The organism is Azospirillum sp. P4_B5 (assembly GCF_056402275.1).
This window is the reverse complement of record NZ_JBFUHT010000013.1, coordinates 79,741-100,700: the sequence shown is the minus strand read 5'-3', so window position 1 is coordinate 100,700 and position 20,960 is coordinate 79,741. Positions and strand designations below refer to the sequence as shown.

Below are 20,960 nucleotides of genomic sequence, written 5' to 3'. Positions count from 1 at the left end.
TCGCCGTCCTTGCCGATGCCCATGTCGCCGGTGGCGACCCCCTTGACCGCACCGCTGTCGTCGTAGAGCACCTCCGCCGCGGCGAAGCCGGGGTAGATCTCCACACCCAGCTCCTCGGCCTGCCCGGCCATCCAGCGGGCGAGGTTGCCGAGGCTGATGATCCAGTTGCCGTGATTGTGCATCTGCGGCGGGGCGAAGGGCGACTTGTAGGCCTTGGTCTCGGTGAGGAAGAGGAAATGGTCCTCGCGGGCCGGGGTGGTGAGCGGCGCGCCCTTCTCCTTCCAGTCGGGGATCAGCTCGTCGAGCGCGTGCGGCTCGAACACCGCGCCGGAGAGCAGGTGGGCGCCGACCTCCGAACCCTTCTCGACGACGCAGACCGACAGTTCCTGCCCCGCCTCGTTGGCGAGCTGTTTCAGGCGGATGGCCGCGCTCAAGCCCGACGGGCCGGCTCCGACGACAAGGACGTCGTACTCCATCACCTCGCGCGGATCGCGAGCCATCTCGTCAGCCATTTCTTCTTCTTTCCTTGTTTCGTGCGAACAACGTCGGTCAGTGCGACAACAGAACGGGAAGGGTCATCTGGCGCAGGATCTGGCGGGTGTTGCTGCCCCGCCCGAACAGCGGGAACAGCGAACCGCCATAGCCGCCGAAACCGCCCATCACCAGAAGATCGGCGCCATGGTCCGAGGCGCGCGACAGCACGGCGTCCATGGGGGTCATGCTGGCGATGGTCATGCGTTCCTGCGTGGCCGTCACGCCATGGCTCGCCAGATGCTCCAATATGTCGACCTGCGGGACGTTGCCGCCCCCCTCTGCCCGCGGCTGGGTGTGGAAGGCGAGCAAGAGCACGGAACTCGCCTGCTTCAGCAGCGGCAGCGCGTCGTTGACGGCGCGGGCGGCCTCGCGGCTGCCGTTCCAGGCGATCACCGGGCGGTCGGCGAGCTGCGGATAGCTGCCAGTGTGCGGCACGACCAGGATCGGGCGCCCGGCGTTCAGCACCACCTCCTCGATCAGGTCCGCCGGGACGCGGCTGTCCTCCGGGTCGTGCTGGCCGAAGATGACGAGGTCCGCGTAGCGCGAGCAGATCACCGTCTCGGCGATGACATGGCCATACTCGCCATGGCTGAGCTGCCACCAGCGGGTCGTCACGCCGGCCTCGCGGGCCTTCTCCTCGAACAGGTCACGCGCGCGCTGCGCCGCCTGGATCAGTACCGGGCCGGCCTTGCGCGTGACGATGCCGGCGCCGGAGCTGTCGCTCTGCGCGAACAGGCCGGTCAGCGCGGCGCCATGCTTCTGCGCCAGGGTCAGGGCGACGGTCAGCCGCTCCCCGCAGCGGTCGCTGTCGTCCACATGCACCAGCAGGTTCGTGAAGCTCATGGCGCCCTTCCCTTCCCTCTTCCCCGTGTTTTACGCACATCCCCGCGCGCGGGCGACCTTGGAGGCGGTCGGACGGCCGATGGCATCGCTGATATAAGCGCCAGCCACCACCAGCCGGTCCAGATCCACCCCCGTTTCGACGCCCAGCCCGTTCAGCATGTAGAGCACGTCCTCGCTCGCCACGTTGCCCGACGCCCCCTTGGCGTAGGGACAGCCGCCCAGTCCGGCCACGGAGCTGTCCACCACCGCCACGCCCATCTCCAGCGTCGCCAGAATGTTGGCGAGCGCCTGGCCGTAGGTGTCGTGGAAATGCACCGCCAAGCGCTCCATCGGCACGCGCTCCGCCACCGCGGATATCATCGCCTGGGCCTTGGCCGGCGTGCCGGTGCCGATGGTGTCGCCGAGCGAGACCTCGTAGCAGCCCATGTCGAGCAGCCGGCCGGCAACCTCGGCCACCGCCGCCGGGGCGATCTCCCCCTCGTAGGGGCAGCCGAGCACGCAGGAGACGTAGCCGCGCACCGGCAGCCCCTGCGCCTTCGCCCGATCCAACACCGGGACGAAGCGGTCGAGGCTTTCGGCGATGGAGCAGTTGATGTTCTTCTGGCTGAAGCTCTCCGACGCGGCGGCGAAAACCGCCACCTCGTCGGCGCGGGCGGCGAGCGCGCCCTCCAGCCCCTTGGCGTTCGGGGTGAGTGCTGCGTAGCGCACCCCCTCCTTGCGCCGGATGCCGGCGAAGACGTCCGGCGTGTCCGCCATCTGCGGCACCCATTTGGGCGACACGAAGCTGCCGGCCTCGATGGCGGTCAGCCCGGCGTCGGTCAGCCGGTCGACCAGACCGATCTTCACCACCGTCGGGACGATCTGCTTCTCGTTCTGGAGACCGTCGCGCGGGCCGACCTCCACCATGCGGACGCTCTTGGGCAGGCGCATGCTCATCCCTCCGCCACGTCGAGGACCAGCAGGTCCACGCCTTCGGACACCTGATCGCCCGCCGCGAAGTTGACGGCGCTGACCGTGCCGGCGGCGGGGGCCTTGATGGTGTGCTCCATCTTCATCGCTTCCAGCAGCATCAGCGGCGCGCCGGCCTCCACCGTCTGGCCGGGCTCGACCAGCACGCGGACGACGGTGCCCGGCATCGGAGCGGTCAGGCGGCCGGAGCCGCCCTCCTGCTCCGCGGCGCGGGCGGTCGGGTCGTCCAGATGCAGGCGCCACACCGATCCGTCCGAGAGGATGGTCAGGTCCAGACCCTGGCAGACCACCGTGGCGCGGGTGCGCACCGCGTCGATGGTGGCGGTCAGCGTCTCGCCGTCCAGCGTCACCCGTTCCGCCCGGATGGCCGGGCGGCCCTCCACCTCGATCTCGTAGCCTTCGGGGCGGAAATGCAGGGTCAGGGCGCGCGGCGTGTCGCCGTCGAGCAGGCTCAGGTCGTGGTGGTTGTCATCGTTGAGGCGCCAGCCGCTGGCCGACAGCCAGGGCGACCAGGGGTCCGACGCGGCGCGGCGGGCCTTGCGGGCATCCGCGTTTCGGCGGAGCAGCACGCTGAGCGCCGCGATGGCCAGCCCGCGGTCCGGCACCGGAGCCGGGGGGGGCAGCAGGTCGGCGCGGTGCCGCTCGATGAAGCCGGTGTCGATCTCCACCGCGCGGAAGGCCGGGTGCCCGGCGATGGCGCCGAGGAAGGCGACGTTGGTGGTCACCCCGACCACCTCGTAGGCGGCGAGCGCCACGCGCAGACGGCGGAGTGCGGCGTCGCGGTCCTCGTCCCAGACGATCAGCTTGGCGATCATCGGGTCATAGAACATGGTGACCTCGTCGCCCTCGCGGACGCCGGTGTCGACGCGGACATGGTCGTTCTCGGCGGGCGGGCGCAGACGGACCAGCTTGCCGATGGCCGGCAGGAACTCGCGCTGCGGGTCCTCCGCGTAGAGGCGCGCCTCGAAGGCGTGGCCGCGGCGGGTGAGCTGGTCCTGCATCAACGGCAGGGTGCCGCCAGCGGCGACGCGCAGCTGCCACTCCACGAGGTCCTGGCCGGTGATCTTCTCGGTCACCGGATGCTCCACCTGGAGGCGGGTGTTCATCTCGATGAAGTAGAAGCCGCCGTCCTCGTAGAGGAATTCCACCGTGCCGGCGCCGACATAGTTCACCGCCTTGGCGGCGGCCACCGCGGCCTCGCCCATGCGGCGGCGCAGGTCGTCGGGCAGCGCCGGGGCCGGGGCCTCCTCGATCACCTTCTGATGGCGGCGCTGGATCGAGCAGTCGCGCTCGAACAGATAGACGCCGTTGCCGTGGGTGTCGCAGAAGACCTGGATCTCCACATGGCGCGGGCGGCCCAGATACTTTTCCAGAAGCACGCTGTCGTCGCCGAAGGCGCCCAGGGCCTCGCGCTTGGCGCCGGCCACCGCGTCGGCGAACTCGCCGGCGGCGCGGACCACGCGCATGCCCTTGCCGCCGCCGCCCGCCGAGGCCTTGACCAGCACCGGGTAGCCGATGCGCTCGGCCTCGGCGCTCAGCGTCTCCAGGTCCTGGGCCTCGCCGTGGAAGCCGGGGACCAGCGGCACGTCGGCCTGGGACATCACGCGCTTGGATTCCGCCTTGGAGCCCATGACGCGGATGGCCTCGATCGGCGGACCGATGAAGACCACGCCGGCCTCGGCGCAGGCCGCCGCGAAGCCGGCGTTCTCCGACAGGAAGCCGTAGCCGGGATGGATGGCCTGGGCGCCGGTGCGCTTTGCGACCTCAAGGATCGCGTCGCCGCGCAGGTAGCTCTCGCCGACCGGCGGCGGGCCGATGCAGACGGCCTCGTCGGCCATCTCCACATGCATGGCGCGGGCGTCGGCCTCCGAATGGACGGCGACGGTGCGGATGCCCATGCGGCGGGCGGTGCGGATGACGCGGCAGGCGATCTCGCCACGGTTCGCGATTAGAATCTTGTCGAACATGTCGGTCTCAACCATGGGCCTCAGCTCCGCCACGCGGGTTCGCGTTTCTCCAGGAAGGCGCCGACGCCCTCCCTCCCCTCGTCGCTCGCGCGCTGGCGGGCGATGCGCTCCGCCGTGTCGCGGAGCAGCGCGTCGTCCAGCGGGCGGCGCGCCACGGCGCGGATCAGTTCCTTCGCAGCGGTCTGGGAAGCCGGGCCGCATTGCAGCAGGTTGCGCACCATGACCTCGACCGCGGCGTCCAGCTCCGCCGCCGGAACGGTCTGGTGCAGCAGGCCGAGCCGCAGCGCCTCGGCGGCGGAGAAGCGCTCCGCCGTCAGGAAGTAGCGGCGGCAGGCACGCTCGCCCATCGCGGCCACCACATAGGGGCTGATGACCGCGGGGATCAGGCCCAGCCGCACCTCGGTCAGGGCGAAGCTGGCGGTCTCGGCGGATATGGCGATGTCGCAGGCGGCGACCAGCCCCACCCCGCCGCCGAAGGCCGGACCCTGCACCACGGCGATGCTCGGCTTCGGGCATTCGTCCAGCGTGCGCAGCATGGTGGCGAGGCCCATGGCGTCCTGGACGTTCTCGCCATGGCTGTAGCCCGCCATCTTCTTCATCCAGCCGAGGTCGGCGCCGGCGGAGAAGCTCTTGCCCGCGCCGCGCAGCAGGATGGCGCGGACGTCCGGGTTCGATCCCAGGCTCAGGAAGGCGTCGGTCAGATCGGCGATGACCCGCTCGTTGAAGGCGTTGTGAACGTCCGCCCGGTTCATCGTAACGGTCGCCACGCCTCCCAGGGAGCCGCTGCCGGCGATGTCGATCAGAATGTCGCTCATGCTCGTCGTCCCCCCGCTCACATCCGGAACACGCCGAAGGTCGTCTTCTCGACCGGGGCGTTCAGCGACGCCGACAGGCCGAGGCCGAGCACCATGCGGGTGTCCGCAGGGTCGATGATGCCGTCGTCCCACAGCCGGGCGGAGGCGTAGTAGGGATGGCCCTGGTCTTCGTACTGCTGGCGGATCGGGGCCTTGAACGCCTCCTCCTCCTCCGGCGCCCAGCTTTTGCCCTGGGATTCCATGGCGTCGCGCCGGACCTGGGCGAGCACGCCCGCCGCCTGCTCCCCGCCCATCACGGAGATGCGCGAGTTCGGCCACATCCAGAGGAAGCGCGGGGAATAGGCGCGCCCGCACATGCCATAGTTGCCCGCACCATAGCTGCCGCCGATGATGACGGTGAATTTCGGCACCTTGGCGCAGGCGACGGCGGTGACCAGCTTCGCGCCGTCCTTGGCGATGCCGCCCGCCTCGTACTTCCGCCCGACCATGAAGCCGGTGATGTTCTGCAGGAAGACCAGCGGGATGCCGCGCTGGCAGCACAGCTCGACGAAATGCGCGCCCTTCAGGGCGGATTCGCTGAACAGGATGCCGTTGTTGGCGATGATGCCGACGGGATAGCCGAAGATGTGGGCGAAGCCGCAGACCAGCGTCGTGCCGTAGAGCGGCTTGAACTCGTCCAGCACCGAGCCGTCGACGACGCGGGCGATGACCTCGCGCACGTCGAAGGGCTTGCGCGGGTCGCTGGGGATGACGCCGTAGAGTTCGCGGGGGTCGTAGGCCGGCTCCTGCGGCTCGCGCAGGTCCATGTCGATGCGCTTGCTGCGGTTCAGGTTGGACACGACCTTGCGCGCCATGGCGAGCGCGTGGGCGTCGTTCATCGCGTAATGGTCGGTCACGCCGGAGGTGCGGGAATGCACGTCGGCCCCACCGAGATCCTCCGCCGACACCACTTCGCCGGTCGCCGCCTTCACCAGCGGCGGGCCGCCGAGGAAGATGGTGCCCTGGTTGCGCACGATGATCGCCTCGTCCGACATCGCCGGGACATAGGCGCCGCCCGCCGTGCAGCTTCCCATCACCACCGCGATCTGCGGGATGCCCTGCGCCGACATGTTGGCCTGGTTGAAGAAGATGCGCCCGAAATGGTCGCGGTCGGGGAACACCTCGTCCTGGTTCGGCAGGTTGGCGCCGCCCGAATCGACCAGATAGATGCAGGGCAGGTTGTTCTGCTGGGCGACTTCCTGGGCGCGCATGTGCTTCTTGACGGTCAGGGGGAAGTAGGTGCCGCCCTTCACGGTGGCGTCGTTGACGACCACCATGCATTCCTGTCCGGCCACGCTGCCGATGCCGGTGATGATGCCCGCCGCCGGGATGTCGTCGTCATAGACCTTGTAGGCGGCCATCTGCGACAGCTCCAGGAAGGGCGAACCCACGTCGAGGAGCTGGCGGATGCGCTCCCGTGGCAGCAGCTTGCCGCGGGACAGGTGCTTGTCGCGGGCCTTGGCGCCGCCGCCCTGCTTGATGGCGCCCACCTTCTCGCGCAGGTCGGCGACCAGGGCGGACATGGCGTCGGCGTTCGTCTGGAACTCGGCGGAGCGCGGGTTCAGGGCGCTCTTCAGGACGGTCATGGCCGTCGTCCTCCCGTCTCTTCTTGTTCTACTGCATCAGGGCGCGGCTGATGACCAGCCGCTGGATGTCGCTCGTGCCCTCATAGATCTGGCAGACGCGCACGTCTCTATAAATGCGCTCCACCGGGAAATCGTTCAGGTAACCGTAGCCGCCATGGATCTGGATGGCGTCGGAGCAGACGCGCTCGGCGATCTCCGAGGCGAACAGCTTCGCCATCGCGGCCTCCTTCAGGCAGGGCTCGCCGGCGTCGCGCAAGCTGGCCGCGTGCAGGACGAGCTGGCGCGCGGCCTCCACCTTCGTTGCCATGTCGGCCAGCCGGAAGGCCACCGCCTGATGCTGGATGATCGGCACGCCCATGCTCTGCCGCTCCTGGGCGTAGCGGGTGGCGTGGTCAAGCGCGGAGCGGGCCATGCCCACCGACTGCGAGGCGATGCCGATGCGCCCGCCCTCCAGGTTGGCGAGCGCCACCCGGTAGCCGCCGCCCTCCGCGCCCAGCATCAGGTCGGCGGGGATGCGGCAGTCCTCAAGGACGATCTGGCAGGTGTCGGAACAGCTCTGGCCGAGCTTCTCCTCGACCCGGGCGACCTGGAAGCCGGGGGTGTCGGTCGGCACGATGAAGGCAGTGATGCCCTTCTTGCCGGCGTCGGGGTCGCTGACCGCGAAGACGATGGCGACGTCGGCGTTCTTGCCGGACGTGATGAATTGCTTGGTGCCGTTCAGGACCCAGTGGTTGCCGTCGCGCCGCGCGCGGGTTTTGATGGCGGCGGCGTCGGAGCCCGCCTGCGGCTCGGTCAGGCAGAAGCAGCCGAGCTGTTCGCCGCGGGCCATCGGCTTCAGGAAGCGCTCCTTCTGCTCGGCGCTGCCGAATTTCAGGATCGGCATGCAGCCGACGGAGTTGTGCACGCTCATGATGGTGGAAATGGCGCCGTCGCCCGCCGCGATCTCCTCGATGGCAAGCGCGTAGGCGATGTGGTCGGTACCGGCGCCGTCGAACTCCTCCGGCACCAGCATGCCCATCAGGCCGAGCCGGCCCATCTCGGCCAGTTCCTCCTTGGGAAAGGCGCCGGTGCGGTCGCGCTCGGCGGCGGTGGGCGCCAGCCGCTCCGCCGCGAAGTCCCGCGCCATGTCGCGCACCATCCGCTGCTCTTCCGTCAGCCGCATTGCTTTCCCTCCCGAATGCGTATCGCCCCCMCCCCGGCCCTCCCCCGCTGGGCGGGGGAGGGAGTTAGTCCCCTCCCCTGCGTTAGCGGGGGAGGGTTAGGGTGGGGGCAATACTCCCCGTCAGACCAACTCCACCGCCACAGCCGTGGCCTCGCCGCCGCCGATGCACAGCGAGGCGACGCCGCGCTTCAGCCCGTTCTTCTCCAGCGCCGCCAGCAGCGTGACGAGGATGCGCGCCCCCGACGCGCCGATCGGGTGGCCGAGCGCGCAGGCGCCGCCATGCACGTTGATCTTGTCGTGCGGAATGTCGAGTTCCCTCATCGCCGCCATGGCGACCACCGCGAAGGCCTCGTTCAGCTCGTAGAGGTCCACGTCCTTGGCCGACCAGCCGGCGCGCTCCAGCACCTTGTTGATCGCGCCCACGGGTGCGGTGGTGAACCAGGCCGGGGCCTGCGCGTGGTTGGCGTGGGCCTTGATCTCCGCCAGGATCGGCAGACCCAGCTTTTCGGCGTTGGAGCGGGTGGTCAGCACCAGCGCCGCCGCACCATCGGAGATGGACGAGGCGTTGGCCGCCGTCACCGTACCGTCCTTGGCGAAGGCGGGCTTCAGCGTCGGGATCTTGCCCGGATCGGCCTTCAGCGGCTGCTCGTCCTTCTCCACCACCGTGTCGCCCTTGCGGCCCTTGACGGTGACCGCGGTGATCTCCTTGACGAAGCTGCCGTCCTCGGTCGCGCGGCGGGCGCGGTTCAGGCTTTCGATGGCGTAGTTGTCCTGCGCCTCGCGGGTGAACTGGTAGTGGGTGGCGCATTCCTCCGCGAAGGTGCCCATCAGGCGCCCGCGATCGTAGGCGTCCTCCAGCCCGTCGAGGAACATATGGTCGAGCACGCGGCCATGGCCCATGCGGTAGCCACCGCGCGCGCGGTCGAGCAGGTAGGGGGCGTTGGACATGCTTTCCATGCCGCCGGCCACCATGATCTCCGCCGAGCCGGCCTTGATCAGGTCGGTGGCGAGCATCACCGCCTTCATGCCCGATCCGCAGACCTTGGAGATGGTGGTGCAGCCCGCGGCCTCCGGGATGCCGGCGCCGAGCGACGCCTGACGCGCCGGCGCTTGCCCCAGACCGGCGGGCAGGACGTTGCCCATGAACACCTCGTCCACCATCTCCGGCTTCACCCCGGCGCGCTCCAGCGCGGCCTTGATGGCGGCAGAGCCGAGCTGCGGCGCGGTCAGGCCCTGCAAGTCGCCCTGGAATCCACCCATCGGGGTGCGGGCGGCGCCCGCGATCACAACGGTATCGGTCATGGTTCTTCCCTTCCCTCCGGCTTTATGCCGTTTCCCTCAGGCCGTTTCCTTGAACAGCTCGCGCCCGATCAGCATGCGGCGGATCTCGCTGGTGCCGGCGCCGATCTCGTAGAGCTTGGCGTCGCGCAGCAGGCGGCCCGTCGGGTATTCGTTGATGTAGCCATTGCCGCCCAGAGTCTGAATGGCCTCCAGCGCCATCCAGGTCGCCTTTTCGGCGGCGAAGAGGATCGCCCCGGCGGCGTCCTTGCGGGCCGTCTCGCCGCGGTCGCAGGCCTTGGCGACGGCGTACACATAGGCCTTGGCGGCGTTCATGATCGTGTACATGTCGGCCAGCTTGCCCTGCATGAGCTGGAATTCGCCGATCGGCTGGCCGAACTGCTTGCGGTCATGCAGGTAGGGAACCACCACGTCCATGCAGGCCTGCATGATGCCGAGCGGCCCGCCGGCCAGCACCGCGCGCTCGTAGTCGAGGCCGGACATCAGCACGTTCACGCCGCGCCCGACGCCGCCCAGGATGTTCTCCTCCGGCACCTCGCAGTCCTCGAACACCAACTCGCCGGTGTTGGAGCCGCGCATGCCCAGCTTGTCGAGCTTCTGCGCGACGGAGAAGCCCTTGAAGGATTTCTCGATCAGGAAGGCGGTGATGCCGCGCGGGCCGGCGTTGACGTCGGTCTTGGCGTAGACCACCAGCGTGTCGGCGTCCGGCCCGTTGGTGATCCACATCTTCGTGCCGTTCAGCACGTAGCGGTCGCCCTTCTTCTCGGCGCGCAGCTTCATCGACACCACGTCGGACCCGGCGTTCGGCTCCGACATGGCGAGGGCGCCGATGTGCTCGCCGGAGATCAGCTTGGGCAGGTAGCGGGTCTTCTGCTCCGCGGTGCCGTTCTTGCGGATCTGATTGACGCAGAGGTTGGAATGCGCGCCGTAGCTGAGGCCGACCGAGGCCGAGGCGCGGGAGATCTCCTCCATCGCCACGACATGCTCCAGATAGCCCATGCCGGCGCCGCCATACTCCTCCTCCGCCGTGATGCCGAGCACGCCGAGGTCGCCGAACTTCCGCCACAGCTCGTTCGGGAACTCGTTGGTCCGGTCGATCTCGGCAGCGCGGGGCGCAATCTCGTCGGCGGCGAAGCTGCGCACGGTGTCGCGCAGCATGTCCGCGGATTCGCCGAGGTCGAAGTTCAGGGTCGGATACTGGTTCGACAGCATGGTGTTGGCGCTCCCCCCGGAGGTCTGTTCTTCGTTCCCGCCATACGGCGACGTATGGAGCCGTACGGTAGCGTATGGAAATGGGCGTGGCAAGGGGTTGTGGGAAGTGGTGGTCACGAGCCCCCACCCAACCCTCCCCCGCTTTCGCAGGGGAGGGCTTTTCTCCTCCCCCTGCGCAGCGGGGGGAGGTCGGGAGGGGGGCCCGACGCGACCMCCCCCACCCCGCCGTCACTTCATGTTGATGATGATCGTCTTCTTGTGGGTGAAGTGCTCCAGCATCGCTTCCAGCGAGGCCTCCTTGCCCAGCCCCGACGACTTCACGCCGCCGTAGGACAGGTTTGGCTGCACGACCAAGTTCTGGTTCACCTGCACGAATCCGGCCTCCAGCCGGTGCACCGCGTCCATCGCCACCTTCAGGTCACGGGTCCAGATGGTGGCGGCAAGGCCGTATTCGGTGTCGTTGGCCTGGGCGATCACCTCTTCGTAATCGGTCCAGCGGATGACGCAGCAGACCGGACCGAAAATCTCCTCCTGCGCGATGCGGTCGCTGTTCTTCACGCCGGTGAAGATGTGCGGCTGCACGTACAGGCCCTTGGTCAGTTTCGGATCGGACGGCATCGCCGAGCAGACATGCGGCGTCGCCCCGCCCTCCTTGCCGATGGCGATGTAGCTCTGCACCCGGTCGAGTTGCTGCGGCGAGACGATGGTGCCGATGTCGGTCGACTCGTCCAGCGGGTCGCCCATTTTCATCGCGTTCACCTTCTCCTTCAGCTTCTCCACGAAGGCGTCGTGGATGCTGTCATGGACGAAGATGCGCGACGACGCCGTGCAGCTCTGGCCCTGGCGGGTGAAGCGCATGCCGGCGATGGCGCCCGCGATGGCCTGGTCGAGGTCGGCGTCGCCGCAGACGATCATCGGGCTCTTGCCGCCCAGCTCCAGCGTCACCGGGATCAACTTCTCGGCGGCGGTCTTGTAGACGATCTTGCCGGTCTCGACCGAGCCGGTGAAGGTCACCTTCTTCACGTCCTTGTGCGCCACCAGCGGGGCGCCGCATTCCGGGCCATAGCCCGAGAGGATGTTCACCACCCCCGCCGGGATCACCGTGTTGATGAGCTGCACGACGCGCAGCACGGCGAGCGGCGCCTCCTCCGCCGACTTCACCACCACGGCGTTGCCCGCCACCATCGCCGGGGCGATCTTCAGCGCCATCAGCAGGAGCGGCACGTTCCACGGGATGATCGCCCCGACCACGCCCACCGGCTCGCGCACGGTCATGGTCAGCATGGACGGGTTGAAGGGGATGGTTTCGCCCTTCAGCTCCGGCGCCAAGCCGCCGAAGAAGACGAACGCGTCGGACAGGACGCCGGCCTCGACGCGCGATTCAGTGCGCAGGGCCTTGCCGGTCTCCAGCGCGATCAGCTTGGCGATTTCCTCCTTGTGGGCGTCGAGCACGCGCCCGCATTCGGCGACCAGCTTGCCGCGCTCCCGCACCGGGCGCTTGGCCCATTCCTTCTGCGCGGCCACCGCGGCGGCCACCGCGGCGTCGACGTCCGCCACCTCGCCGAAGGCGGCTTCGGCCACCGTCTCGCCGGTCGCCGGGTTCACGACGGGGAAGCCCTTGCCGGAGGAGGCCGGGCGGAACGCGCCGCCGAAGAAATGCTTGCCCGACAGCTCCCTGGCGAGCGCGAAGGGGTCGAGCTGGAGGTCGGTGCTGACGCTCATGTCGAAAAGGTCCTCGTGTGTATCGGGTCGGTTATCGTTGTTTTCGGCTGTCGTTTTTTTCAGCGGCCGGTGGTTCTCAGGCGCGGGCGTCTTCGATGACCTTGCCGTCGTTGGGCAGGCTGCCGGGGGCCGCGAACTCCACGACTCCCTTCAATTTGGTGACGGCGGCCAGAGTTTCACGCACCGAAGCCGCCAAAGCCTCGCCGGACTCGGGCGACTCGCAGCGCAGGGTCATGGTGTCGTTGGCGTCCTCCCGCCCGACGACGAGGCGGGCCTTGCCGATCTGCGGGTGGCGGCGCAGCACCTCGGCGATCTGCTGCGGGTGGACGAACATGCCCTTGACCTTGGTGGTCTGGTCGGCGCGGCCCATCCAGCCCTTCAGCCGCATGTTGGTGCGCCCGCAGGGGCTTTCGCCGGGCAGCACGGCGGAGAGGTCGCCGGTGGCGAAGCGGACCAGCGGATAGGCCTGGTTGAAGGTGGTGACGACCACCTCCCCGACCTCGCCCACCGGCACGGGATCGCCGGTGCCGGGGCGGACGATCTCGACGATCACCCCCTCCTCCACCACCAGCCCGGCACGGGCCGTCGTCTCGTAGGCGACGAGGCCGAGGTCGGCGGTGCCGTAGCTCTGGTAGGCGGCGATGCCGCGCCCCTCGTAATAGGCGCGGGCGTCGGGCAGGAATGGGCCGCCCGTGACATGGCCGACCGCGATGGACGACAGGTCCAGCCCCAGCTCGTCGCCCTTCTCCAGGATGATCTTCAGGAAGTCGGGCGTGCCGATGTAGGCCCGCGGTTTGAGATGGGCGGCCACCTGGGCCTGCATCTCCGTGTTGCCGACCCCGGCGGGGATGACCGCGCAGCCCAGCGCGTGCGCCCCCGTCTCGAACATCGAGCCGGCGGGGGTCAGGTGGTAGGCGAAGCAGTTCTGCACGAGGTCGCCGCCGCGGATGCCCGAGGCGTAGAGCGCCCGCGCGGTGCGCCAGGGGTCCGCGCCGTGCGCCTCCGGATCGTGGATCGGGCCGGGCGAGGCGAAGACGCGGGCCAGCCGTCCGATGGCGACGGTGGTCATCCCGCCGAAGGGCGGCGCCTCCCTCTGCAACGCGATCAGGTCCGACTTGCGGGTGACCGGCAAGGTGGCGAGCGACGCGCGGTCGCGGACGGCGGCGGGGTCCACATCGGCCAGCAGGCGGGTGAAATAGGGCGCATTCGCCTTGGCGTGGACGATCTGCGCCGGCAGCGCCGCGAACAGCTCCGCCTCGCGCCGGTCGGGGGAGCGGGTTTCGAGTTGATCGTAAGTGTCGGACACCGATGCCTCCCGGCTGTTTTTCTTGGGGTGTCGTGGTGGGCCCCCACCCAACCCTCCCCCGCTGCGCAGGGGAGGGCTTAACTCCTCCCCCTGCACAGCGGGGGGAGGTTGGGAGGGGGGCCTTTGACGACCACTCCTCTCACGTCAAATCCAGCGCTTCCGGCGCTTGAAGCTCTTGAGATTCTTGAAGCTCTTGCGCTCTTCGTTGCCGCCGCCGAGGTAGAATTCCTTCACGTCCTCGTTGTTGCGCAGCTCTTCGGCGGTGCCGTCCAGGACGACCTTGCCGTTCTCCATGATGTAGCCGCGCGTCGCGGCCTGGAGCGCCATGCGGGCGTTCTGCTCGACCAGCAGGATGGTGACGCCCAGGTCCTTGTTGATCTGCCGGATGATGCTGAAGACCTCCTTCACCATCAGCGGCGACAGGCCCATGGACGGCTCGTCCATCAGGATCAGCTTCGGCCGTGCCATCATCGCGCGCCCGATGGCCAGCATCTGCTGCTCGCCGCCCGACAGGTAGCCGGCGAGGCCGGTGCGCTCCTTCAGGCGGGGAAAGTAGTGATAGACCATCTCGATGTCGTCCTTCACGCCGCCGTCGCGGCGGGTGAAGGCGCCGAGGCGCAGATTCTCCTGGCAAGTCATGTCACCGATGATGCGGCGGCCCTCCATCACCTGGAAAATGCCGCGCCGGACGATCTTGTCGGGGTCGATGCCGTTGATGCGCTCGCCCGCGAAGGAGATGTCGCCGCGCGTGACCTCGCCGTCCTCGGTCTTCAGCAGCCCGGAGATGGCCTTCAGCGTCGTCGATTTGCCGGCGCCGTTGGCGCCGAGCAGGGCGACGATCTCCCCTTCCGGCACTTCCAGGCTGAGACCGCGGAGCACCAGGATGACGTCGTTGTAGACGACCTCGATGTTGTTGACGGACAGCAGCGGCGCCTTGGCCGTGCCGGGAACCGGCGCCGGAGCGCTGGCGGGATTGACCGCGGCGGTCGCGGTGGCGGCGTTCATGATGCGGCACCTGATGCAGTGAGACGGGACGGGTGCCCCCGCCSCCCCCCKTTCAAGCGGCGGCGGGGGCGGTCCGGCTTACCAGCCCAGCCACTCCGGCTTGCGCGGGACGTCGACGGTGGCGATCTTCTCCAGCTTGATCGTGCCGGCCTTCACCAACTCGTCCACCGAACCGCCGGTGTCGCCGGTCACGTTGGCGCGGTACAGGTTGACCTTGTCCATGCCGCGGTGGTCGGTCTCGGTCCAGGTCGACGGCACGCAGACGCCCTCGAGGCCCGCCGGCACCCAATCCTTCTTCTGGTACATGCCCTTGCGGATGTTCGGACCGGTCACGCCGCCGTTCTGCTTCGCCCAGTCCATGGCTTCCTTCATGTAGAAGGCGGAGCAGATGCCCGACACGTAGTGAACCGGACGGTAGGCGGTGCCGGCGGCGTCGGAGATCTTGGAGATCTCCTTGACGATCTTCATGCCCGGCGCGTCGCCGCCCCAGATCGCCGCGGTGCGCACCGGGAAGATCACGCCGTTGGCGGCGGAGCCGGCGGCCTTGGCGGCGTTCTCGTCCATGCCCCAGACGTTGCCCATGAACTGCACCTGGGCGCCGACCGTCTGGCAGGCCTTCAGCACGGAGATGTTGGAGCCCGCCGTATTGCCGAGATAGGCGTAGTTGGCGCCGGCCTCCTTCAGCGTCAGGCACTGGGCGGTGTAGTCGCCCGGCGTCAGCGCGAACTGGACCGCCGGCAGGACGTCGAAGCCGAGCTCCTTGGCGAGCGCCTCACCCGCTTCCTTCGGTGCGTTCGGGTAGGGGTGGTTGGCGCCCATGTGGACGTACTTGGGCTTGCCCGAGCCGCCCTTCTTCTTCCAGTCGTCGGCCGCCCACATCAGCATGGCGCGCAGACCGTCGGAGTAGGACGGGCCGTAGAAGAAGTTGTACGGGGCCGGCTTGGAGCCGTGCGGGCCCTTGCCGGTCGGGTCGGTCAGGTGGCCCGAGTAGGAGCCGGAATAGTAAGGGATTTCGTCCTTGCCGACGAAGCCGGTCAGCGCCTCGGTGTCGGCGGTGCCCCAGCCCTGGATGGCCGCGACCTTGCCGCTGCCCGACGACCACTTCTTGTACTGGCTGATGGCGCGCGGTGCCTGATAGCCGTAGTCCACCGTCTCGACGTCCATCGTCGTGCCCGCGACGCCGCCGTTCTTGTTGATGTAGGCGAGCGCGTCGGCGACGCCCTGGCCGAAGGGCACGCCCACGTCCGAGGTGGCGCCGGACTGGTCGGCGAGGTGGCCGACCGGGATCTTCTGGGCGTTGGCGGCCCCGGTGCCGAGCAGGACGACGGCGGCGGACGCCAGCAGGACGGTCTTCATGGTCATGGTGCGTTTTCTCCCAGTCGTTATGTTTTTCAGAAGCCTTGGTGCGAGAAAGGCCCTAGTGCGAGAACGGGTAGAGCTTCCAGTAGGCCTTGATCTGCTTCCAGCGGTGGGCCAGCCCGTCCGGCTCGAAGACCAGGAACAGGATGATGACCAGACCGATGGCCATTTCGCGCAGGAAGGCGATGGCCTCCCTCAGGTTCAGCGCGGCGTCGATGGCGGTGCCGGACAGCGCCGTGGTGATGGCCTGCATCACCTCCGGCAGCAGCACCATGAAGGCGGTGCCCATCAGCGACCCCATGATCGAGCCCAGACCCCCGATGATGATCATGCCGAGGAACTGGATCGAGAAGAGGATCGTGAAGCCCTCCACCGACACGAACTGCAGATAGTGGGCGTAGAGCGCGCCGCCGATGCCGGCGTAGAAGGACGAGATGCCGAAGGACATCGTGCGGTACTTGGTCAGGTTGATGCCCATGATCTCCGCGGAGAGATAATGGTCACGCACCGCCACCAGCGCCCGCCCGTCGCGCGACCGCATCAGGTTGGTCGCCAGGATGTACATGACGACCACATAGACCAGCACGACGTAGAAGAAGCTCTCGTCGGTGTCGAAGGCGTAGCCGAACAGGGTGAACGGCTCCGCGATGGTGCCGGCGGTTCCCCCCGTGAACCAGTCCGCCCGCGAGAAGAAGTCCTGGAGGATGTACTGCGCCGCCAGCGTGGCGATGGCGAGGTAGAGGCCCTTCAGCCGCGCCGCCGGGATGCCGAACAGCATGCCGACCCCGGTGGTCATCACGCCGGCCAGCGGGATGGCGAGCGCCACCGGGATGCCGAAGCTGTTCGACAGCCACGCTGACGAGAAGGCGCCGAAGCCGAAGAAGGCGGCGTGCCCGATGGAGATCTGGCCGGTGAAGCCGACCAGGATGTTCAGCCCCAGCGCCGCGATGCCGAGATAGCCGATCTGGATGCACAGGTTCAGCCAGTAGCGGTCCATGAAGGCCGGGCAGAGCAGCAGCAGCGCCACGCCCAGGATCGCGAAGTTGCGGCTGGTCCTGGTTGGGAAGATGGTCGTGTCGGCGGCGTACCGGGTCTTGAAGTCGCCGCAGGGGATGAGACTGATGTTCGCCATGGTTGCGGCCGCTCCTTACACGCGCTCGATGTCCTTGGTGCCGAAGAGGCCGTAGGGCTTGATCATCAGGATGACGATCAGGACGTAGAAGGGGGCGATCTCGTACATGTTGCCCCAGTTCAGCCACTGGCTGTCCAGGTAGTGCGCGAGATTCTCCAGCACGCCGACGATCAGGCCGCCCAGCACCGCTCCGGCCACGCTGTCCAGCCCGCCGAGGATGACCGCCGGGAAGACCTTGATGCCGAAGAAGGAGAGCGCGGACGACACGCCGTTGACGACGCCGACCGTGACGCCGGCCACCGCCGACACCATGGCGGAGATGGCCCAGCTCATCGCGAACATGTGGCGGACCGAGATGCCCAGCGACTGCGCCACCTGCTGGTCGAAGGCGGTCGCCCGCATCGCCAGACCCATGCGCGAGTATTTGAAGAACCAGCCGAAGCCCGCCATGATCAGGATCGAGATGACCAGACTCATCACATAGACGGTCTGCACGTCGAGTCCGAGGATGTTCACGGTCGGGCTGGCGAAGATAGTCGGGAACGGCTTGGCGAAGACGCCGAACATCCACTTCATCATCGCCTGGAAGAAGATCGACAGGCCGATGGTGACCATGATGACGGAGATGATCGGCTCGCCGATCATCGGCCGCAGCACGACGACCTGAAGCACGATGCCGAAGACCAGCATGAAGGCCAGCGTGATCGGGAACCCGATCCAGAAGGGCAATTGCCAGGAGGTCAGCAGCCACCAGCAGGTCCAGGCGCCGATCAGCAGGAACTCGCCCTGGGCGAAGTTCACGATGCGGCTGGCCTTGTAGATCAGCACGAAGGACATCGCCACGACGCCGTACAGCGCGCCGACGATCAGTCCGTTGACGAGAAGCTGGAAGAACAGGGTCATGGCGTGGCCCCTAAATGCTTCCCTCTCCCCCCTGGGGAGAGGGTCAGGGTGAGGGGGAATGGGTTCCAAGGGCAACGCCCTTGGCCGGGGGTTGCGAGGGGCCTGGTTGCCCCCTCGCGGCGCCATCCGGCGCCGGCCCCCTCACCCAACCTCTCCCCGGAGGGGAGAGGAGTTTGACGCCTCATCACCGCCCCCCTCACGCCGCGGCCTGCGCCGGCTTCTTGGCCGGCGTGGGCAGCAGGTCGACCACCTTCAGCACAGTGCGGATGCGCTGCTTGGTGCCGTCCTGGAAGGTGATGGTGGTGTCCACGTCGATGGCCGGCTGGCCCGCGTAGATGGAGTCGATGATCTCGCCGTACTTCTCGGCGATCACGCCGCGCCGCACCTTGCGGGTGCGGGTCAGCTCGCCGTCGTCGGCGTCCAGCTCCTTGTAGAGCAGCAGGAACTTGGTGATGCGCTGAAACTCCGGAAGCGTCCCGTTCACCCGCTCCACCTCCTGGCGCAGCAGCTCGTAGACCTCCGGCTTGGACGCCAGATCGGAATAGGTGGTGAAGGTGATGCGGTTCTTCTCCGCCCACTTCGACACGATGGGGAAGCGGATACAGATGATCGCCGACAGGTAGGGCCGCTTGTTCCCCAGGATCACCGCCTCGGCCACATAGGGGCTGAACTTCAGCTTGTTCTCGATGTATTGCGGGCTGAAGCGGTCGTTGTTGCTGGTGGTGGCGATGTCCTTGATGCGGTCGATGATGACCAGATGGCCCTTCTTGTCGAAGAAGCCGGCATCGCCCGTGTGCATCCAGCCGTCGCGCAGATCCGCCGTGGTCGAGGCCTCGTTGCGGTAGTAGCCGGCGAACATGTTGGGATGGCTGACGACGATCTCGCCGATGCCGTTCTGGTCGGGCTCGATTACCTTGACCTTCACGCCGTCGTCGAAGGGCACGCCCACCGTGTCGAAATCCACGTCGTTCGAGCGGTGCACCGTGTAGGCGCCCATCGTCTCGGTCTGGCCGTAGATCTGGCGCAGCGGCACGCCCAGAGCCTGGAAGAACTTGAAGGTGTCGGGGCCGAGCGCCGCGCCGCCGGTCGCCGCCGACTTCAGGTTGGTGAAGCCCAGGCGGTCTCGCAGCGCTGCGAAGAGAATGCGGTCGGCGACGGCGGAGCGGGTTCCGTTGGCGAGCGCCTCCAGCCCCAGCTTCATGCCGTAATCGTACATCTTCTGCTTGAAGGGCGAGGCGTCCATCATGCGGGCGCGCACGTCGGCGGCGATCTGCTCCCACAGGCGGGGGGCGAACAGCACGAAGCTCGGCCCGATCTCGCGGAAGTCGTTCATCATCGTCTCGGCTTCCTCGACGAAGTTCACGCGCATCCGCGACACCATGCCCATGCCGACGGCGTAGATCTGCTCCATGATCCAGGACAGCGGCAGCACCGACACATACTCGTCGGTCGGCCCCTTGGGGTCCACCGACAGGTAGCTGGCGACGTGGCGGATCAGCCGCCCCGCCGGCAGCATCGCCAGCTTCGGGTTCGAGGTGGTGCCCGACGTGGTGCAGAGCACCGCCACGTCGTCGCCGCGCGTCGCGCCGACCAGCTCCTCGTAGAGGTTCGGCTTCTCGGCGTGCAGCGCGTTGCCCAGCTTGACCAGTTCCGCCGCCTCCATCAGGCGCGGGTCGCTGTATTTGCGCATGCCGCGGGGGTCGGAATAGATTATGTGCTTCAGCGTCGGCAGACGCTCGCCGAGGTTCAGCAGCTTGTCGACCTGCTCCTCGTCCTCCGCGAAGATGATGTGCACATCGGCGTAGGTGATGAGGTAGGCGACCTCCTCGTCCATGGCGTCGCGGTAGATGCCCAGGCTCATGGCGCCCATGGCGTGGGCGGCGATTTCCCCCATCACCCAGTCGGGCCGGTTGTCACCGAGCAGCGCCACCACATGGCCGCGCTCCACGCCGAGCTTGATGAGGCCGAGCGTGAAGGCGCGCACGCGGGCGTGCATGTCCGCCCAGGTGAACTCGCGCCAGATGCCGAAATCCTTCTCGCGCATGGCGACGTCGCCGCCATGCTCGCGGGCGTGCAGCGTCAGCAGCTTCGGCAGCGTGTCGTTGATCTTGATATCGGGAAGGGACATCACGCGACCTCCTGCTTGGGCGGCGGGGCCACGGCCTCGTCCTCCTCGTCGTCCTCGCCGAGATAGGCGCGCTTGACGCGCGGGTCGGCCAGAACCTCCTCGGGCGTGCCCTCGGCGATCTTCTTGCCGAACTCCAGGACGATCACGCGGTGGGAGATGTCCATCACGACGCCCATGTCGTGCTCGATCATCACCACCGTCATGCCGAACTCCTCGTTCAGGTCGACGATGTAGCGGGCCATGTCCTCCTTCTCCTCCAGGTTCATGCCCGCCATGGGCTCGTCCAGGAGGATCAGGTCGGGCTTCAGCGCGATGGCGCGGGCCAGTTCCACCCGCTTGCGCAGGCCATAGGAGAGCGTGCCGGCGGTGGCCTTGCGGACATGCTGGATTTCCAGGAAGTCGATGATCTCCTCGACCTCGCGGCGGTGGGCCAGCTCCTCCTTGCGCGCGCCGGTCAGCCAGTAGAGCGAGCCTGTGAAGAAGTTGTTCTTCAGCAGGTGGTGCCGCCCGACCATGATGTTGTCGAGCACCGTCATGTGGCCGAACAGCGCCAGATTCTGGAAGGTGCGCCCGATGCCGAGCGAGGCGCGGTGGTTGGGCGTCATGCCCGTGATGTCCTGGCCCTTGAAATAGACCTTTCCGTCGGTGGGCCGGTAGCGGCCGGAGATGCAGTTGACCATCGAGGTCTTGCCCGCACCGTTCGGGCCGATGATGGAGAACAGCTCCCCCTTGCGGATGCTGAAACCGACGTCGGTCAGCGCCTGCACGCCGCCAAAGCGCAAGGACACGCCCCGGGCTTCGAAGATGGTGTCCGATGGGGAGGCCGCGCGGGTGGCGTCGGCCGGATGGGCGTAACCGCGTGGCGATGCGACGGGCGCGCCTGACATTTCCTCCTCCGTTGCTGTGGAACTGCCTTTTTATCGTTCGCCGGACTGTTTGAGTGGCGAACTGGTCCATATTGTGGACCGTCCTTTATGCA

The 20,960-nt window shown here is 67.9% G+C and carries 17 protein-coding genes; all 17 read right to left on the bottom strand.

The window, feature by feature from the left end:
• Positions 1-500: NAD(P)/FAD-dependent oxidoreductase (locus tag AC1DVI_RS13220; RefSeq protein ID WP_476958356.1), on the bottom strand; the 500-nt coding region annotated here is incomplete at its 3' end.
• 49 nt (positions 501-549) lie between these two features.
• Positions 550-1,377 carry a universal stress protein gene (locus tag AC1DVI_RS13215; RefSeq protein WP_476958352.1) on the bottom strand — a complete coding sequence of 276 codons (828 nt, stop codon included), beginning with the start codon at positions 1,375-1,377 and terminating at the stop codon, positions 550-552.
• Between the two features lie 30 nt (positions 1,378-1,407).
• Positions 1,408-2,307: a hydroxymethylglutaryl-CoA lyase gene (locus AC1DVI_RS13210; protein ID WP_476958351.1), complete on the bottom strand. Its 900-nt coding sequence runs from the start codon at positions 2,305-2,307 to the stop codon at positions 1,408-1,410.
• A gap of 2 nt (positions 2,308-2,309) precedes the next feature.
• Complete coding sequence (locus AC1DVI_RS13205; RefSeq protein WP_476958355.1) at positions 2,310-4,313, bottom strand: acetyl/propionyl/methylcrotonyl-CoA carboxylase subunit alpha; 2,004 nt, start codon at positions 4,311-4,313, stop codon at positions 2,310-2,312.
• A 20-nt stretch (positions 4,314-4,333) separates the two neighbouring features.
• Positions 4,334-5,128 carry an enoyl-CoA hydratase/isomerase family protein gene (locus AC1DVI_RS13200; RefSeq protein WP_476958350.1) on the bottom strand — a complete coding sequence of 265 codons (795 nt, stop codon included), beginning with the start codon at positions 5,126-5,128 and terminating at the stop codon, positions 4,334-4,336.
• A 17-nt stretch (positions 5,129-5,145) separates the two neighbouring features.
• Complete coding sequence (locus AC1DVI_RS13195; RefSeq protein WP_476958349.1) at positions 5,146-6,753, bottom strand: carboxyl transferase domain-containing protein; 1,608 nt, start codon at positions 6,751-6,753, stop codon at positions 5,146-5,148.
• A 28-nt stretch (positions 6,754-6,781) separates the two neighbouring features.
• Positions 6,782-7,915, bottom strand: coding sequence for an acyl-CoA dehydrogenase (locus AC1DVI_RS13190; RefSeq protein ID WP_145687668.1), 1,134 nt, complete (start codon positions 7,913-7,915; stop codon positions 6,782-6,784).
• A gap of 120 nt (positions 7,916-8,035) precedes the next feature.
• Positions 8,036-9,217, bottom strand: a complete 1,182-nt coding sequence (locus AC1DVI_RS13185) for an acetyl-CoA C-acyltransferase (RefSeq protein WP_476958348.1) — start codon at positions 9,215-9,217, stop codon at positions 8,036-8,038.
• Positions 9,218-9,253: 36 nt separating this feature from the next.
• Positions 9,254-10,426, bottom strand: a complete 1,173-nt coding sequence (locus AC1DVI_RS13180; protein ID WP_149163742.1) for an isovaleryl-CoA dehydrogenase — start codon at positions 10,424-10,426, stop codon at positions 9,254-9,256.
• 228 nt (positions 10,427-10,654) lie between these two features.
• On the bottom strand, positions 10,655-12,148 hold the full coding sequence (locus tag AC1DVI_RS13175) for an aldehyde dehydrogenase family protein (RefSeq protein WP_476958347.1): 1,494 nt from the start codon (positions 12,146-12,148) through the stop codon (positions 10,655-10,657).
• A gap of 76 nt (positions 12,149-12,224) precedes the next feature.
• On the bottom strand, positions 12,225-13,454 hold the full coding sequence (locus AC1DVI_RS13170; protein ID WP_476958346.1) for a phenylacetate--CoA ligase family protein: 1,230 nt from the start codon (positions 13,452-13,454) through the stop codon (positions 12,225-12,227).
• A 144-nt stretch (positions 13,455-13,598) separates the two neighbouring features.
• Positions 13,599-14,459: an ABC transporter ATP-binding protein gene (locus AC1DVI_RS13165; RefSeq protein WP_014241708.1), complete on the bottom strand. Its 861-nt coding sequence runs from the start codon at positions 14,457-14,459 to the stop codon at positions 13,599-13,601.
• 78 nt (positions 14,460-14,537) lie between these two features.
• A complete protein-coding gene (locus tag AC1DVI_RS13160; RefSeq protein ID WP_476958345.1) occupies positions 14,538-15,821 on the bottom strand; it encodes an ABC transporter substrate-binding protein in 1,284 nt (427 codons plus the stop codon).
• A gap of 55 nt (positions 15,822-15,876) precedes the next feature.
• Positions 15,877-16,950 (bottom strand): branched-chain amino acid ABC transporter permease, encoded by a 1,074-nt coding sequence (locus tag AC1DVI_RS13155; RefSeq protein WP_119510125.1) that lies wholly within the window; start codon positions 16,948-16,950, stop codon positions 15,877-15,879.
• A 15-nt stretch (positions 16,951-16,965) separates the two neighbouring features.
• The gene (locus tag AC1DVI_RS13150; RefSeq protein WP_476958344.1) at positions 16,966-17,853 is read right to left on the bottom strand and encodes a branched-chain amino acid ABC transporter permease; all 888 of its coding nucleotides are present in this window, start codon (positions 17,851-17,853) and stop codon (positions 16,966-16,968) included.
• 196 nt (positions 17,854-18,049) lie between these two features.
• Complete coding sequence (locus AC1DVI_RS13145) at positions 18,050-19,981, bottom strand: AMP-binding protein (RefSeq protein WP_476958343.1); 1,932 nt, start codon at positions 19,979-19,981, stop codon at positions 18,050-18,052.
• Entirely contained in the window at positions 19,981-20,868 is an 888-nt protein-coding gene (locus tag AC1DVI_RS13140; RefSeq protein WP_014241713.1) for an ABC transporter ATP-binding protein, read from the bottom strand. Before AC1DVI_RS13140 ends, AC1DVI_RS13145 begins: the two co-directional genes overlap by 1 nt.
• Positions 20,869-20,960 lie beyond the last annotated feature (92 nt).